This is a genomic window from Tolypothrix sp. VBCCA 56010 (genome assembly GCF_050875635.1).
In the GTDB taxonomy this organism is placed as follows: Bacteria; Cyanobacteriota; Cyanobacteriia; order Cyanobacteriales; family Nostocaceae; genus Hassallia.
Window position 1 is genome coordinate 1 of the sequence record NZ_JBPAOH010000010.1, and the last position, 15,060, is coordinate 15,060.

Genomic DNA, 15,060 nt, shown 5'->3' on the forward strand with positions numbered 1-15,060 from the left:
CTTAAAAGACGGGGCGTATGTTTCCCACTGGTTGTTGGGGCTATCTCTTTCCCTACACCCCACACCCCACACCCTACACCCCGCCCCAACGGGGCTTGGTCAGTCCCGACTGCTATGCTGTAGAAGCGCAAATTAATGAAGCTTTAGTCTGGCATCTATTCGATCAAGAGACTTTAGATAGTTTGTTGATGACTGCACACCCAGATTGGCTGTGTGCGCCATCACATATTGATTTAGGACGAAAAATGCTCCTACGCTCTTTTGAGAAAGCGACAGTTACCAAGAGTTAGGAGTTGTTAGTGGGCATTGGGCAATGGGCATTGGGCATTGGGGAGGCAGTGCGGTCTTGGGGATCACCTGCGTGGAGCATCTGCCGTCATTGGTAATTGGTAATTGGTAATTGGTAATTCCTCCTTGTCCCCTTGTCCCCCTTGTCCCCCTTGTCCCCCTTGTCCTCCTTGTCCCCTTGTCAACAAAGTCCCCTCTGAAAATTCCCACTATCCACTAACTACTATCCACCAACCACTAACCAATATCGTCTCATCGTCGCAGATTTAACAATTCTTGGGGAGAAGCTAAAAGTTTGATTTTAGTAAATTGAATTTGCTGTTGTTGGTTGAGGATAAACAGCCACATGACGTTGACACCGCACCAAGTAGTTTGTGCTTTGCCACTGACCTGAAATTCGATTTGATTATTATCCAAATTTTCGGAGATTCCCTGCCGAGGTTCGGCTTTAATGCCTTGAGCTTCTTGTTTTAAATAGGCAGCGATCGCGTTACTCCCCACTATACCAGATTCAAACGGCGGATGCATCACGCCATCAGGAGCAAACAAGCTTGCAGTCTCATCAAACTCTCCTGCGTTTAAACTTTCAAAATAACGCAGTATCACAGGTTCGCTAATTCCCTCAATCTGGAATTTCTCAGCTTCCGTAGTCGCAATAATTGAGTTTTCTGAAAGCATATGTTAAATACGGTATTGATATCAGTGAATATTTCATCAATTTAAAATTAAAAGCTACATAAAACCTGCTACTAAAGAAGTATTTTAGAGACTGAAAAAAGCAGCGCTTCAAAGCACCCCTAGCTGAGGTGTTAGGATATTCTAGTCGGCGCTCTAATTTCCGCTGTAAATGGACAAAGCATTAGATGAAACGCTTTCTATTAAGATTGCTCAAAGCGTAAAAAGCAAGGCTAGAACTCCGTTTGACAATGCTTACAAAGCAGCATTAGCGACTGAGGGAGCAACTTACGTGCAAGGTTTTTTAGTTATTGGTCGCAAATCTTACAAACCGATTGAACATGCTTGGATTGAATTAAGCGATACTTCCGGCAACGACTCCGTAGTACGCATTATCGATCCTACCCTACCGCACCTGAATAAAAACGAGCAAGAATTCTGGTACTTTCCAGCACAAAGCTTGAGCGTGAAAAAACTGAAAGCGATAATCGAAGAATCGAAAGAAGATTATCCAGAAGACGAACCGCTACCAGTTTATGGTGCAGCACCTTATGAATATTATGGTGATGTGATGTTAGGTGGTAAAGACTACTTAGATGCATATCAAGCAGCAGAAGCTAAATCTCAAGAATTCAACCACTCAAACCCTGACCTTAACTAAGCTGTGATGCTTTTAATTTTCTCTTTATCGGCAGAGAGGGGGAGGGGGGGAGGGGGGGAGAGGGAGAGGGGGAGAAAGTTTGAGGCTTTGGTTGCAAATTTTAAGCGCAACAACTTAACCAATTACCAACCACCAACAACCAACAACTAACAACCAACCACTAACCACCAACAACCAACAACTAACAACCAACCACTAACCACTAACCACTAACAAATTTTTAATTCGATTTACCATCACTACCAAAATATTCTCGATAGCCACAAATTTTGTCTCCCCGCACATCAAAAGCAACAGCTATGCGATTTTTATAAGGTTCTTTGTACATCATTCCCTCATCGCGGAACTCAAAAACTACCGTCTTTTCATTGCTGGTAACGCTGTCTAAAGTCAGAGTTAACCCAGAACTGAAGACTTCACTAACATACTCAAAAAAAGCTTCTGCTTTCTGTTTGCCGACATTTAAACCGTGAAATTTTCCCATCGGAAACCAAAAGCTAAAGTCTTCAGTAAGCATATCTAGAAACGAGTTCCACTCCCCCGTTGCCAAAGCGTGTTGAAAGTGGGTAAACGCTTGATGTGCAACTTTCAAAGTATTTTCTGATTTTTCTGTCATTGTCACCACCTATTGACTAAAATCTGACAACTACTTTGCCGTAATTCTTACCAGTAAGTAGATATTGCCTAGCTGCCAAATCTGTAAATTGATTATTTACCGTCATCGAAGTTATGAGCTTACCTACACGGTTCGGTTGCTTCTAATCAAACAACATTTTATAGAAAGATATAGTTAACTTTATGAAAACTTCAATTAATCTTTAATTAATCTTAGTTTAAGTGCAGATTAAGTATGGATTAATAAGAAGTTAAAGCAGGGATTTACTGGACTTATAATTCCAAAAAAATAAAAAAACTTAACAGTGCACTACTTGATCATCTTCTAGAAACGTAAGTTATATTTCCTAGTCCTTAATTTAGAGACTTATTAAAAGGCAGTTGTACTGTGAATTTTGAAATTTCCCCAAAACGAATTGCTCGAATTTTAATTTGGATCACCCTAGGTCTTGCCTTTGCAAGCCTTACTGGTCAGTTTTATATATACTTTTTTGGTAATGAAAAACTTTTAGGATTAGTCAACTTTTTTAATGTAGACTCCGAAAACAATCTTCCTACTTTGTATTCAGCACTCTTGTTGCTGCTGTGCTCAGTTCTTCTTACCCTCATTGCTTTAACTAAGCAAGAAAATAGCAATCGGTACACTCTTCACTGGCAAGGTTTGTCAATTATTTTTCTGTATTTATCTTTTGACGAATGGTTGCAAATACATGAAAAATTTAATTCTAGGTTAAATACATTAATAGAATCGGCTTCAAATAAAAAGTGGGATGTATTAAACTTCATTTTTATTTCTGTTTTTGTCTTAATTTATTTAAATTTCTTTTTTAAGTTACCTGCAAAAATCAAGCGCTTATTTGTTGTTGCTTGTACTCTCTTTGTTATAGGTGCTTGTGTTATTGAAGTAATTGGTGTACATTATTTTCCAAACATTTACCATCAGCGAATATTATTAGCAGAGGTAATCTCAACGATTGAAGAGGGGTTGGAAATGATAGGTATAACGATTTTTATATATGCTCTGCTTACATATATGAGTATGTTCATGAAAAATATCCATATCAATATTGTTGACAATGACAAAAAAACTGTTAATCATTAAAGCACATTTGCCAAAATTAAAGGTAAGTATAAAAAATAACTGTTTGAAATGTGTAAACGCTTGATGTGCAACTTTCAAAGTATTTTCTGATTTTTCTGTCATTGTCACCACCGATTGACTAAAATCTGACAACTACTTTGCCGCAATTTTTACCAGCAAGTAAATATTCTACAGCAGCTGGGATAGATTCTATGCCGTTGAACACAGTTGAGTCAATGGCAACTTTAAGTTTATCTGTGTAGAACAAGTTTAACAGGCGATCGCGTGCCTCTGGTATATATTCTTTATAATGCGGCATCAAAAAACCTCGCACAGAAGCAGCTTTCCACATCAGTTGATGATAAATCCGAGGTTGTAGCACCTGTTCGACATTTTTTGCATATTCGGAAATGTAACCAATAGTAACTAAACGTCCACGAATCGCTAAATTATCAACGCAGCTATCGAAAACTTGTTTACCGACACATTCAAAAATTAAGTTAATGCCGTTGTTAAATTCTTGTTTGAGGATTTGGTTGAGGTTTTCTTTGTGATAGTTGATAATGCGATCGCACCCTAATTTCCTCAGTAAATTTGCTTTTGCTTCAGTGCTACAAGTACCAATGACATGATTACCTGCTAACTTTGCCAATTGCACCGCAATATGACCGGTTCCTCCTGCTGCTGCTGTGACTAAAACCACTTCATTACTTTTCATTTCCCCCACTTGTTCCAATGCAACTAAAGCTGATACACCTGTAGGCATCAGAGTTAGCACTTCAGGTGTAGCTTCGCGCACCTTCACCGCTAAGTTTGCATCGATAACCTGATATTCTCGATAACCACCACCAAGCGCTGTAGTTATGACAGCATCACCCATTTGAAAATCTTTGACATTTTCACCTATAGCGACAACTTTTCCCACTGCTTCCACACCCAAATCAAAGGGAGGGGTTAAGTTAAAGTAAGGAATTTCACCACGACAAACTAAAGTGTCAAATCCACCGTTAATGCCAGCGAATTTGTTTTGAATCAAAAGTTGACTACCAGCAGGTTTGGGAATAGGCAGTTCGACAATTTCAACAGCAGATTTAAAATCTTGGTTAAGTTGCTTTGTTATTAACTTTCTGTAGGTTTTTGTGTTCATTTCCAATTCTTAAATTTACCTTACACCTCAATTATTATTTTTCAATAAGAACTTGTGAAGGGCACAGATACCCGACTTATTTGATAAGTCAGGTATCTTGTTTCATTGTGGAGATTATATTAAGCTTTTAAAGCTTTATCCCACTCTAACTGATGAGTTAAACCATACTTGATAAAATCTTCTAGTTTAGCTTTATCGCTTTCACCAAAAACACCTAAACTGTAAGGATTATCTTGCATACGTTGTGTGACTTGCTCTTTTTCAAATTGCATCACTTCCTCTCTAGGCTTATCCGGTTTAAAAAAGTCTACAACCAAGACGGTTCTATCATAATTGGTGTAATTATGCGGACAGTGTGGATAGCTGTGATCTAAAATCAGGAATTTTCCTTCATGCCAATAAAGCTGCTCATGGCATATTTTCATAGCCACATCTCCCTCTGGTACAATCAATCCTAAATAGCCACGATTCATGTGAGGGTTATAGTTCACATGCAGCTTGATATCCAAGCCGGGATGGAATGTACCAAAATACACATTTCTGATGATATTATCATCGTTCAAGTTAACTTTTTCTATCACCTTAGCCAAATTTGGGAAATATTTCTCTCTTAATGCAAGTGCTTTTTCTGATGCATCATCTGATTCATAATCAGGATATGGTATTTGATGGACTTGAATATATTCTTCAATAAACAAACCTTGAAATAAAATACCAAAAGCACTGTATTTCGCATTCTCCTTGGTTTTAATCGTTTTACTTTTAGGACCCAAAACATCGGAAGTGAATTTTAACTCTTCATTAGATGCATTATTCATAAAGCGTGTAAACTCATCTCTAATCACTTGCCAGTTATCTTGAAAGCTTTTGAGAAAAGGAAATTGCTTTGGATCCATATGATACTCATTAAAACTTTCCATTGTCTTTTCTCCTGAAGATGATTTCATAAAAAACCGTTACATGGTGATGGGATTTGGTCTGCGTCCCGGTACGATGTTGGAATTCCTGACTAAACCAGGGTATTCATCCATCACTAGCTATTTGGGTTCTGTACTTATTTTAGTGTGAGGTCTACTGTGTCTGAAGCTTCTGTATTAGATCAAATTATCAAAAATGTGCTGGTAGTTCGTCCCCATCAGGATGCTGTCGAACTGCTTGACTTGGGAATTAAGGATGGTAAATTTGCTCAGATTGCCCCTAATATTAGCCCAGACAAAGGCAAAAAGGTATTTGATGCCAAAAACCTGCTGGGCTTTCCTGGGGTCGTGGATGCCCATATGCACATCGGTATCTATCAACCCCTCGACAAAGATGCTGTGACTGAAACCAAAGCAGCGGCAATGGGAGGTGTGACTACCAGCTTAAATTACATCCGTACAGGACAGTATTATCTCAATAAAGGCGGCTCTTATAAAGATTTTTTCCCAGAGGTGTTGGCATTATCCGCAGGTAATTTTTTTGTAGATTACAGCTATCACGTTGCACCTATTGCCAGTCAGCATATTGACGAAATACCTTTACTGTTTGAAGAACACGGTGTATCTTCGTTTAAAATCTTCATGTTTTATGGCAGCTATGGGTTGCATGGTTTGTCAGACCAGCAAAACCTCTTTTTGATGATTAATAAAGAGGAAAGGTACGACTTTGCCCATTTTGAATTTATCATGCGCGGTCTAACTCGCTTGATGGCAGAACATCCAGAAGCGCGAGATACTATCAGCTTGAGTTTGCACTGCGAAGTTGCAGAAATTCTCAACGCTTATACTAAAATAGTTGAAAACGATTTCAGTCTTAGCGGACTACATGCCTACAGTGCAGCGCGTCCTCCTCATTCGGAAGGTTTAGCAATTTGCATTGCTTCGTATTTGGCACATGAAACTAACTGTGCAAATATCAATTTATTACACTTGAGTTCGCGTAAGGCAATGGAAGCAGCTTTGACTATGCAAACTGCTTTTCCCCATATTAACTTTCGGCGAGAAGTTACTGTTGGACATCTGCTATTAGATGTTGATACCCCCACTGCTACTTGGGCAAAAGTAAACCCCCCTATTCGTCCTCGTGCTGATGTAGAATACTTATGGCAAGCAGTACTTAACCATCAAGTAGATTGGATAGTTAGCGACCATGCTTGCTGTTCTGCCGAACAAAAAAGAAGTGCTAAAGACCCAAATAATATTTGGTTGGCAAAGTCTGGTTTTGGCGGTACAGAATATTTGCTTTCTGGTGTCTTTAGTGAAGGTAGCAAGCGGGGGATGTCTTACAATCATATGGCTAAATTGCTCTCTTGGAATGCATCCCGGCGCTTTGGTTTGTTAGAAAAAGGTGACATTGCCATTGGCTATGATGCTGACTTGGTGTTGTTAGACCCCAATGAAACTTTTGTGGTACGTGCGGCTGAGTCCAAGTCACAACAAGGTTATACGCCGTTTGAAGGAGTAGAGTTAACTGGAAGAGTCAAAACTACCTTTTTGCGGGGAAATCTGATTTACAATAACGGACAAGTTTTGGGTTCGCCTACTGGACTTTATTTAAAAAGATTTTAGAGCAATTAACTTGAGCATTTGATTACTGCGATCGCGGAACATATTTAGGGCTTGCTGAATAAGTCTCTAACTGGGCGATCGCTGATTTTGAAACTCTAAGTTGAAAAAACCATTTCGGCAGACTCAAAAACCATTTCGGCAGACTCAAAAACCATTTCGACAAACTCAAAAACCATTTCGGCAGACTCAAAAACCATTTCGACAGACTCAAAAACCATTTCGGCAGACTCAAAAACCATTTCGGCAGACTCAAAAACCATTTCGGCAGACTCAAAAACCATTTCGGCAGACTCAAAAACCATTTCGGCAGACTGAAAAACTCAGCACTCAGCACTTTCAAGTCAGGGAGTATAAAAAAATGAACCAACGTATCAAGAGAGCCTTTTTAGACACAGAAGATGGACAAATTCTTTACCATATAGGTGGAGAAGGCGAACCGATACTTTTACTGCACATGACTCCCCGCAGTAGTGATGAATTCCGAGAATTGATGCCTATTTTAGCTCCCAAAAAATTAGTAATTGCAATGGATTTAATGGGGTTAGGTGATTCTGACAAGCCCCCCAGAGTTTATTCAGTTGCAGACTATGCCAAAAGTGCGATCGCGCTTTTGGACGAATTAGGCATAAAAAAGACAAGCATTCTCGGTAGTCTTACAGGGGGTTATATTGCCGGAGAAGTGGCGGCAGCTTACCCAGAAAGAGTTGAAAAACTTATCCTCTGCAATGTATATGGATTTGACGAAGAGGAAAAAGACAAGATTTTCAAGAGTTATTCTCAAGGGTATCAAATTAAAGAAGATGGCTCTCACCTGATGGAAAGATGGTTAGCTCGTGTTAGTTACGCCGGCACAGGGGAGTTAAATCACCGTTGTGTTTTGGATGATTTAAAGGCTTTTAACTCTCCTGTATATCCCGGTGTAGCTGTGGCAAACTACTGTCTTTCTGCCCAAGAAAGATTTCGTTTGATTAAGTGCCCTACTTTGATTTTGTCAGGGGAAAAAGCGTTAGAACCATTAGAAAAAGCTGGTTTAGCCAAAGCTGAGAATCAACTTTGGCTTCAAGAAGCAATTTCTGATAGCCAAAGTGTTGAACTCGAAGGCGGAACCCTTTGGATGATTAATCAAATGCCGGAAGAAATATTAAAAGTACTTACTGATTTTCTGGAAAAGCAGTAAGTACTTGTGGAAAATTAATTAGGCATTTTTGTATAGAGGGACAGAGAACAAAAATATAATTCCCTAGTAAATATACAAATAAATTTGCCTACTTACTTAGGAGGAATATAATGAACGACCAATTACCACTTATTATCGAGTGTCGTTGTAACGAAATAACCTATCGGGAGGACAATCCTGCTTTACCCTACTCTCCAAAAGAGATCATCCGCGAAGCAGTTCGTGCCTGGGAAGCAGGGGCTTCGATTTTCCATTGGCACGGGCGAGATCCAGATAGTGGGAAACCACGCAACGAAGTTGAACTCTATCTCGAAGTGATACAGGGAATTCGCGAACAGACGGATCTCCTAATCCATCCGACGCTTGGCTACATTACACAGAATCAGGTAGAGGATCGCGTCCGGCACATTTTGGCAGTGAACGACGATCCAGTGCTGCGGGTTGACATGGTGCCAGTGGATTTCGGATCGCTCAACGTGGACTTCTGGAATCCCCAGGCGAAACAGTTTACTAGCTACGACCAAGTGTACGTTAATACTCGTGATAACCTCAGGGCGGTGCTTGAAGTATTCAAAAAGCACAATCTCTACGTCAGTTCAGTCTGTTGGGACGTAGGGCAAATGCGAACAGCGCGTTGCTTCCAGGAAATGGGACTTCTGCCACGGGAAACGCTTTGGGAGTTTGTCTTTACTGGGGAAGTGATGCCTGCTGGAGCTGCGGCGACTATACCGGGTTTGCAGGCGTTCGTGGCTGAGGTTCCTGCGGGTAACCAGTGGCTAGCACTTTGCTGGAATGGAGACGTAATGAGGGTGGCAGCCTGGGCAATCACGCTTGGCGGACACGTCGGAATTGGACTTGGAGATTATTCTTACACTCGCTTTGGTAAGCCGCATAATGGCGAGTTAGTAGAAAAGGTTGCGAAGATGGCACATACACTCGGTCGGGAAGTTGCAACGCCAGCGCAAACCCGCGAGATCCTGAAGATGTCGCCGCGAGCTTTTCTGCAAAAAGAACTACAGGCAACTGCTATCTAATAGCATTTCACACAAACCCTGATACACATAGCTTTCAAAGTAGGGGCACATGAGCATTGCTCATTGGTGTCAACTTAAGGTAAAACCCAGTCCCGCAAGGAAATGAATTTCCTTGCTAATAGCTAAAGTCATCTAAAGATGACTAAAATAATGTGAAAAATATAATAGTAAACTTCAGTTTACTTTAGCTATTAGCCCGGAAATTTATTTCCGGGCGGGTGAGAAAGCCAACACAAATGTAGGATGGGCAATGCTTGTCCTACAGAAAAATGTAACTGCGATCGCTCAAAAATCATGAAACAAAAGATTAAACGAGCTTTTTTAGACACAGAAGATGGACAGATTCTTTATCGCATCGGTGGTGAGGGTGAACCGATACTTTTAATGCACATGAACCCCCGCAGTAGTGATGAATATCGCGAACTCATGCCTATCCTTGCTGAACACAGACGAGTCATAGCAATGGATTTAATGGGGTTTGGTGATTCGGATAAGCCACCAAGAATGTATACAATTGCCGACTACGCGAAAACAGCGATCGCTCTTTTAGATGAATTAGGTATAGAAAAAACGAGCATTCTGGGAAACCATACAGGTGCTTTTGTGGCTGGAGAAGTAGCAGCAACTTATGGCGATCGCATTGAAAAACTAATCTTAGGTAACGTAGCTGGTTTTGGTGAGGGAGGACAAGCAGAGCTATTCAGAAGATTTGATGAAGGTTTTAAAATCAAAGAAGATGGCTCTCACCTCATGGAAAGATGGTTAGCCCGTTCTCGATACGTAGGCTCTGCCGAATTAAATCACCGTTGGGTTTTAGACGATTTAAAATGTTTTGGTCATCCTTTGTACGCAGTTTGGGCTGTAGGCAATTACTGTCTAGATGCACCAGAAATATTTCGTGCCATCGAGTGTCCAACTCTGATTATTTGGGGAATTGATGATGTCAAAGAATTTGAAAAACTGAGTTTAGCAAAAGCTGGCGATCGCTATTTTCTTTCTCAAGCAATTCCTCATGGCAAAGTCGTTGAATTTGCACAAGGAACAATTTGCATGATGAATCAGATACCTGAAGAAGTAGCGAAGGCAGTAATCGAATTTCTGAACAATTCGGAATAGTTCAGCCTCTATTCCAAGATTGCTGTACACTTAATCTCTACGATTAGTCCTGGTGTAGATAAAGCAGTTATCCCAAATCCCGTCCAAGTAGGAAAGTTATTAGTGAAATAGCGATCTTTTACTTTCATAAACAGCGGCAGGTGTGGAATGGTAAATTGTTGCTCTGAAGCACCAGAAGACTGAACTTGCAAATTACCGAGATTTCCCCCTGTCACATGGTAAGTAATCATCTCTACCACATCGTCAAAAGTCGCTCCTGCTGCTGAAAGTACCTTTTTCACATTCTCGAAAGTCTGGACAAATTGGGCTTCTATTCCCTCTACTACCTGTAAATTTTCATCGCGTCCTACCTGTCCTGAGATATATAATGTATTGCCTACCTTAATGCCAGGGCAGTAGTGATACTTTTCATATAAAATTTCCATTCCTTTGGGGATAATGACTTCACGGGTCTTCACCATCTAAATAGCTCCACAATTTTTAAACTGAAATTTTAACCTCTCATGGCAGTGACAATCGAGCGTGCAGCATCAGTCAGCAACCAACCATCAGCAGCAGGTATCACGAAATCATAACCCTTAGCGAACAGTTCGCGACCTCCGGCAGCATAACGACTGACACCCCCAAGCCAACAATCGGGGGTGGAGCGAACTATCGCTTCAGCTTCCGCCATCAGTCGGTTAAGTTCTGAATTATCGTAAGTTCCTAATTTAGTCAGTGCAGCAAAATCGTCCACGATGTCTGCCATCAGATCGCCTGCTCCTAAAACTACCATATCGATCCCGTCAACTGCGGCAATTTCCTTAACATTCTCGAAACCCCGACGGGTTTCGGCGATAACGGCTAGAAGTAGGTTCTCTCGATAATTGGCAGGATACTCTAGCTCTGCCAAACCCCAGTTGGCTACTCGGGACTCCGGATAACCAACACCTCGGTGTCCGCCATGAGGTCGATAGCGGGTTGCAGCAACGATTGCTCGCGCTTCATCTGCTGATTCTACAGTCGGAACTAGTATACCTTCCACGCCCATGTCCAAGGCTCGCTTGATATAGACTGGATCGTGTGAAGGCACACGCAAAATGCAGGTGACATCTGTTGCCTGAGCAGCACGGAGTTGCTCTACTATAACGTGCATATCCGTAGCGCCATGTTCGTGGTCGAAGATAAACGCATCGAACCCACACATAGAAAGAAGTTCGATTGAGTCACTATCTGAGAAAAAAATCAAGCAACCGATTGGTTGGGAATCGGTTTGGAGCATTTTCTTCAGCCTATTAGGTCTGAACATAATTCGCTATACTATATATCACCTCTAACGCCTCAATAATTGTATAATAAATATCCACCCAATCTCCTTGATGACGAACCAAAACGGATATTTCTTCTCGGATGAAAGTTGCGATCGCACTTTTTTTATTTACAGTATTTTGTTAATAAATCGTCACTTGCTAAAAGTTAGACAATATTTAGATATTCGCATTACCGAGTCACAATCTGAGGATGCGATCGCTTCTTTCTACTTTTTAGTCTTTCTGCTGTTCGTTCAACAATGTGAAAATCTAAATTTTCGTCTCCTAAAAACTTCAAGAAACTTTCTTCTCCAAATCAGCTTAATCACTGAAGCCTCCGTTTCACTTCTTCAGCCAAATTAGCCAATTCTACTTCTACTTGTTCGCCTGTTTTTAAATCTTTGAGCGAGGATTTTTGCGCTGCGGCTTCTTCAGAACCAATAATTATACAGAATTGAATTCCTTGCTTTTCTGCTAGCTGGAATTGTTTACCCAATCCTCGTTTGTCAAAACTAGTTATAACATTAATGCCAGCCTTACGGAGCATTTGAGACACATTTAAATAAATCGGCATCAAATCCTCTTGCATATTTACTACCATCACTTGTGCTGGTGTGGCAGCTAAGGTATTGAGAATACCAGCTTTTAACAATCTACTAATTAAGCGAGTTAAGCCGATAGAAATGCCAACACCTGGCATTTTCTCACCGATAAATGTCCCGACTAACTCTTCATATCTGCCACCAGAGCAAATACTGCCTAAAGCTTCATGTCCTAATAAAGTTGTTTCATAAACTGTACCCGTATAATAATCAAGACCGCGAGCGATCGCTAAATCTATACAAAACCTATTTTCAGCAACTCCAAGATTACGTACACCTGCAATCACCGTTTCTATTTCAGCAACTCCCAGACTAAATTGCTCGGCTTCTGGCAGATTTTGCGCGAGATGTTTGAGTTTATCTAATACCTCATCAACTGTACCGTCAATTTTAATAAAATCAATTATTTTTTGGGTTTGGTCTGCTAAAATCCCTTCTTTTTCTAATTCTTGCTTAACTTTAACTTCGCCGATTTTTTCTAAATTATCAATGATGCCAATACAGGATTTAATTTTATTCTCTGCAATACCTACTGACTTAAAGAAACCTGTAAGAATTTTCCGATTATTGATGCGAATTAAGAAATCACCGATATTCACAGCTTCAAATATTTCAGAGATAATTGCAGGCATCTGAGCATCATAAAGTAAGCTGAGTTCCCGACGAGCAACTACATCAATATCGCACTGACGAAACTGACGAAAACGCCCATCTTTTGCTCTTTCCCCACGGAAAACTACATCCATTTGATAGCGGGCAAAGGGAAAGGTTAATTCATTTAAGTGACGGGCAATATAAGCCGCGAGGGGGACTGTTTGGTCAAATTTTAATGCTCTGGCTTCTGAACCGGTTTCACCCGCTTTATCCCTCTCTGCTTGTCGATTTGGTGGCAGGATGGGGTCAATCCCATAAATAATATTGTCGCCTTGATTACCTTTGGCTTGCAGAACTTCTAAGCGTTCTACAGCCGGAGTTTCAATAGGTGTAAATCCATAACTTTCAAAAACTCTACGGATGGTGTCTAGCAAATATAATTCCAAGCGCTTTTCGCTAGGAAGAAATTCGGGAAATCCGCTAGGGGTGGAAAAATTTATTTTATCAGCTTTTGCCATGCTTTATCCTTGCTAAATTTAGTTCGAGAGTGAAAAAAATGCTAATAGTTTAAAATATTATCAAGTAGCGATAAGCATTTCTCAATTAAGAATCACAGTTAAAAATATTACATGATTAAGCGGAATTATCTCAGTAGCAACACTCCAAGCGCATATCTACTAACCCAAGTTGAGTTTTGAGCTTTAGACGACTGAGTAAAACTTCTGTTAATCCTTCACCAGCGGGATAACTGGCATTTTCCATTTTTATATCCTAATGAATAAGTTGCTGCTAAGTCATTAATCAGAGTTTTTTTATGATAGTGAATTCCAAGATAGAAGAACAAGCAAAACAAACGGCGCTCCAACCTGAGCAAAATCAAGAGTTTGATTGGAGGCAATGCTGGTATCCTGTTTGCTTTGTGCAAGATTTACCAAAAAACCAACCCTATAGCTTTTCTTTGTATGACGAACCGTTCGTTTTATTTAGGGATCAAGACGGGAAGCTTGTCTGTCTGGTAGATCGTTGTCCCCACCGTGCAGCCAAATTTTCTGATGGACAAATAATTGATGGTAAAATTGAGTGTTTGTACCACGGTTGGCAATTTGGCAGCGATGGTCAATGTTTGCATATTCCGCAGTTACCAACAAATGCCAAAATTCCGGCTAATGCTTGCGTAGAGTCATTTGAAGTTGTGGAACGCCAAGGTATCGCTTGGGTATGGGCTGGAGAATCTGAAACGGCTGCTGATGAGCGCATTCCTACTATTGCGGAGTTGGACAAACCGGAGTTTGTCTCCATAGACTATATGCGTGACCTTCCTTACGACCAAACCTATTTTATAGAAAACGTCATCGACCCAGCTCACGTTAACATCATCCACGATGGGATACTAGGCAAGAGAGAATACGCTCGACCGCTAGAGATAGAAGTCCTAGAAAATTCCCTTGCAGGCATTCGTTCTAAAGTTCGGGGGATAGGAAGATCCGATAGTAGTTTGGTACAATTGGATTTTATTAGTCCCAACTTAGTTCTCTACACATTTAAGGTTGAACTACCGGGTAAGTCTATCGCTGCCGGAACCGCTTTGTATTCAATTCCTCTAAGTAAAGATAGATGCCGTATTCTACACAGGAATTATTCTAACACTTCGAGCTGGTTAAATAAACTCAAGCCTCAGTGGTTAGATCACATTATGGTGAAAAACAGAATATTGGAGGAGGATTTGCAACTTGTTGTCCAACAAAAGGCAGAAATTGAGCGGTTGGGACAAAGTTTGAAACAAGTTTACTTGCCGCTGAAAACATCTGATACGTTAGTCTTGGAGTACCGCAAGTGGCTGGATAAATTCGCGTCATCTTTACCTTACTATCAAGGCTATTCCACCTCTAAAAATATAGGCAAGGATGAGAATTCTGTGAACCTAATGCCACTAGACAGGTTCTCGCAACATACACAACTGTGTAGTTCTTGCTCTGGCGCATATCAAGTAACAAATCGAGTGAAACAAACGTGTGTGGGAGTGGCGATCGCTTTTGCAGCTTTAGCGATACTTTCCGAAGGGTGGATACAAGTCGCGGCAGTTTCGGCATCTCTTGGGGCAGTTGGTTTGGCAGTTGCTGCTAATAAATTCAAAACCTACTTCGAGCGTTCCTACACTCGTCATTAAACGAATCATATCAGTAGGGTGCGTTACACTCCGTTAACGCACCCTACTAATTGAAGATTGATTTTATC

At 40.7% G+C, this 15,060-nt stretch carries 18 protein-coding genes and 1 pseudogene; 9 read left to right on the plus strand and 10 right to left on the minus strand.

From position 1 onward, the window contains the following. Positions 1-98 precede the first annotated feature (98 nt). Positions 99-290, plus strand: a pseudogene (locus AABK37_RS05290) (hypothetical protein); the annotation flags it as partial. Here AABK37_RS05290 and AABK37_RS05295 read toward each other — a convergent pair. Together AABK37_RS05295 and AABK37_RS05300 are read right to left on the minus strand one after the other, a co-directional pair. Beyond that, positions 277-498: a hypothetical protein gene (locus AABK37_RS05295; RefSeq protein ID WP_432550552.1), complete on the minus strand. Its 222-nt coding sequence runs from the start codon at positions 496-498 to the stop codon at positions 277-279. The pseudogene AABK37_RS05290 and the gene AABK37_RS05295 sit on opposite strands and share 14 nt — an antisense overlap. Before the next feature lie 42 nt (positions 499-540). Next, positions 541-966 (minus strand): nuclear transport factor 2 family protein, encoded by a 426-nt coding sequence (locus AABK37_RS05300; protein WP_432550553.1) that lies wholly within the window; start codon positions 964-966, stop codon positions 541-543. A 169-nt stretch (positions 967-1,135) separates the two neighbouring features. Here AABK37_RS05300 and AABK37_RS05305 point away from each other — a divergent pair, with 169 nt between their 5' ends. Beyond that, a complete protein-coding gene (locus AABK37_RS05305; protein WP_432550554.1) occupies positions 1,136-1,624 on the plus strand; it encodes a hypothetical protein in 489 nt (162 codons plus the stop codon). Here AABK37_RS05305 and AABK37_RS05310 read toward each other — a convergent pair. Then, the gene (locus tag AABK37_RS05310; RefSeq protein WP_432550555.1) at positions 1,621-1,746 is read right to left on the minus strand and encodes a hypothetical protein; all 126 of its coding nucleotides are present in this window, start codon (positions 1,744-1,746) and stop codon (positions 1,621-1,623) included. The two genes, AABK37_RS05305 and AABK37_RS05310, sit on opposite strands and share 4 nt — an antisense overlap. A 98-nt stretch (positions 1,747-1,844) precedes the next feature. Continuing rightward, complete coding sequence (locus tag AABK37_RS05315; RefSeq protein ID WP_432550556.1) at positions 1,845-2,240, minus strand: nuclear transport factor 2 family protein; 396 nt, start codon at positions 2,238-2,240, stop codon at positions 1,845-1,847. A 387-nt stretch (positions 2,241-2,627) separates the two neighbouring features. On the opposite strand from AABK37_RS05315, the gene AABK37_RS05320 reads away from it, so the two are divergent. After that, positions 2,628-3,341 (plus strand): hypothetical protein, encoded by a 714-nt coding sequence (locus AABK37_RS05320; RefSeq protein ID WP_432550557.1) that lies wholly within the window; start codon positions 2,628-2,630, stop codon positions 3,339-3,341. 118 nt (positions 3,342-3,459) lie between these two features. Here the strand turns inward: AABK37_RS05320 and AABK37_RS05325 are convergent, their stop codons facing one another. Both AABK37_RS05325 and AABK37_RS05330 read right to left on the minus strand, forming a co-directional pair. Continuing rightward, the gene (locus AABK37_RS05325; protein ID WP_432550558.1) at positions 3,460-4,467 is read right to left on the minus strand and encodes a zinc-binding dehydrogenase; all 1,008 of its coding nucleotides are present in this window, start codon (positions 4,465-4,467) and stop codon (positions 3,460-3,462) included. Positions 4,468-4,586: 119 nt separating this feature from the next. Beyond that, the gene (locus AABK37_RS05330; RefSeq protein WP_432550644.1) at positions 4,587-5,387 is read right to left on the minus strand and encodes an aspartyl/asparaginyl beta-hydroxylase domain-containing protein; all 801 of its coding nucleotides are present in this window, start codon (positions 5,385-5,387) and stop codon (positions 4,587-4,589) included. Between the two features lie 156 nt (positions 5,388-5,543). On the opposite strand from AABK37_RS05330, the gene AABK37_RS05335 reads away from it, so the two are divergent. Then, positions 5,544-7,013 (plus strand): amidohydrolase family protein, encoded by a 1,470-nt coding sequence (locus AABK37_RS05335; RefSeq protein WP_432550559.1) that lies wholly within the window; start codon positions 5,544-5,546, stop codon positions 7,011-7,013. A 95-nt stretch (positions 7,014-7,108) separates the two neighbouring features. On the opposite strand, the gene AABK37_RS05340 is transcribed toward AABK37_RS05335, so the two are convergent. Further along, entirely contained in the window at positions 7,109-7,315 is a 207-nt protein-coding gene (locus tag AABK37_RS05340) for a hypothetical protein (protein ID WP_432550560.1), read from the minus strand. A 56-nt stretch (positions 7,316-7,371) separates the two neighbouring features. On the opposite strand from AABK37_RS05340, the gene AABK37_RS05345 reads away from it, so the two are divergent. The 3 genes from AABK37_RS05345 (at position 7,372) to AABK37_RS05355 (ending at position 10,340) form a co-directional block, all read left to right on the plus strand. Continuing rightward, a complete protein-coding gene (locus AABK37_RS05345; protein WP_432550561.1) occupies positions 7,372-8,190 on the plus strand; it encodes an alpha/beta fold hydrolase in 819 nt (272 codons plus the stop codon). A 110-nt stretch (positions 8,191-8,300) separates the two neighbouring features. After that, positions 8,301-9,224 carry a 3-keto-5-aminohexanoate cleavage protein gene (locus tag AABK37_RS05350; RefSeq protein WP_432550562.1) on the plus strand — a complete coding sequence of 308 codons (924 nt, stop codon included), beginning with the start codon at positions 8,301-8,303 and terminating at the stop codon, positions 9,222-9,224. Between the two features lie 294 nt (positions 9,225-9,518). Continuing rightward, complete coding sequence (locus tag AABK37_RS05355) at positions 9,519-10,340, plus strand: alpha/beta fold hydrolase (RefSeq protein WP_432550645.1); 822 nt, start codon at positions 9,519-9,521, stop codon at positions 10,338-10,340. An 8-nt stretch (positions 10,341-10,348) separates the two neighbouring features. On the opposite strand, the gene AABK37_RS05360 is transcribed toward AABK37_RS05355, so the two are convergent. Beyond that, the gene (locus AABK37_RS05360; protein WP_432550563.1) at positions 10,349-10,801 is read right to left on the minus strand and encodes a RidA family protein; all 453 of its coding nucleotides are present in this window, start codon (positions 10,799-10,801) and stop codon (positions 10,349-10,351) included. A 32-nt stretch (positions 10,802-10,833) separates the two neighbouring features. Further along, positions 10,834-11,601 (minus strand): HpcH/HpaI aldolase family protein, encoded by a 768-nt coding sequence (locus AABK37_RS05365; RefSeq protein WP_432550564.1) that lies wholly within the window; start codon positions 11,599-11,601, stop codon positions 10,834-10,836. Between the two features lie 97 nt (positions 11,602-11,698). Here AABK37_RS05365 and AABK37_RS05370 point away from each other — a divergent pair, with 97 nt between their 5' ends. Beyond that, positions 11,699-11,992, plus strand: coding sequence for a hypothetical protein (locus AABK37_RS05370; RefSeq protein ID WP_432550565.1), 294 nt, complete (start codon positions 11,699-11,701; stop codon positions 11,990-11,992). Here AABK37_RS05370 and hisS read toward each other — a convergent pair. After that, complete coding sequence (gene hisS, locus AABK37_RS05375) at positions 11,955-13,343, minus strand: histidine--tRNA ligase (protein WP_432550566.1); 1,389 nt, start codon at positions 13,341-13,343, stop codon at positions 11,955-11,957. The two genes, AABK37_RS05370 and hisS, sit on opposite strands and share 38 nt — an antisense overlap. Before the next feature lie 296 nt (positions 13,344-13,639). Here hisS and AABK37_RS05380 point away from each other — a divergent pair, with 296 nt between their 5' ends. After that, positions 13,640-14,992 carry a Rieske 2Fe-2S domain-containing protein gene (locus AABK37_RS05380; protein ID WP_432550567.1) on the plus strand — a complete coding sequence of 451 codons (1,353 nt, stop codon included), beginning with the start codon at positions 13,640-13,642 and terminating at the stop codon, positions 14,990-14,992. The last annotated feature ends 68 nt before the right edge of the window (positions 14,993-15,060 follow it).

What these genes read in the sequence shown, in the direction of transcription:
- AABK37_RS05300 (WP_432550553.1), bottom strand. Translation starts at nt 966, where the DNA reads ATGCTTTCAGAAAACTCAATTATTGCGACTACGGAAGCTGAGAAATTC.
- AABK37_RS05305 (WP_432550554.1), top strand. Translation starts at nt 1,136, where the DNA reads ATGGACAAAGCATTAGATGAAACGCTTTCTATTAAGATTGCTCAAAGC.
- AABK37_RS05315 (WP_432550556.1), bottom strand. Translation starts at nt 2,240, where the DNA reads ATGACAGAAAAATCAGAAAATACTTTGAAAGTTGCACATCAAGCGTTT.
- AABK37_RS05325 (WP_432550558.1), bottom strand. Translation starts at nt 4,467, where the DNA reads ATGAACACAAAAACCTACAGAAAGTTAATAACAAAGCAACTTAACCAA.
- AABK37_RS05330 (WP_432550644.1), bottom strand. Translation starts at nt 5,387, where the DNA reads ATGGAAAGTTTTAATGAGTATCATATGGATCCAAAGCAATTTCCTTTT.
- AABK37_RS05340 (WP_432550560.1), bottom strand. Translation starts at nt 7,315, where the DNA reads ATGGTTTTTGAGTCTGCCGAAATGGTTTTTGAGTCTGCCGAAATGGTT.
- AABK37_RS05345 (WP_432550561.1), top strand. Translation starts at nt 7,372, where the DNA reads ATGAACCAACGTATCAAGAGAGCCTTTTTAGACACAGAAGATGGACAA.
- AABK37_RS05350 (WP_432550562.1), top strand. Translation starts at nt 8,301, where the DNA reads ATGAACGACCAATTACCACTTATTATCGAGTGTCGTTGTAACGAAATA.
- AABK37_RS05355 (WP_432550645.1), top strand. Translation starts at nt 9,519, where the DNA reads ATGAAACAAAAGATTAAACGAGCTTTTTTAGACACAGAAGATGGACAG.
- AABK37_RS05360 (WP_432550563.1), bottom strand. Translation starts at nt 10,801, where the DNA reads ATGGTGAAGACCCGTGAAGTCATTATCCCCAAAGGAATGGAAATTTTA.
- AABK37_RS05365 (WP_432550564.1), bottom strand. Translation starts at nt 11,601, where the DNA reads ATGCTCCAAACCGATTCCCAACCAATCGGTTGCTTGATTTTTTTCTCA.
- AABK37_RS05370 (WP_432550565.1), top strand. Translation starts at nt 11,699, where the DNA reads ATGACGAACCAAAACGGATATTTCTTCTCGGATGAAAGTTGCGATCGC.
- hisS (WP_432550566.1), bottom strand. Translation starts at nt 13,343, where the DNA reads ATGGCAAAAGCTGATAAAATAAATTTTTCCACCCCTAGCGGATTTCCC.
- AABK37_RS05380 (WP_432550567.1), top strand. Translation starts at nt 13,640, where the DNA reads ATGATAGTGAATTCCAAGATAGAAGAACAAGCAAAACAAACGGCGCTC.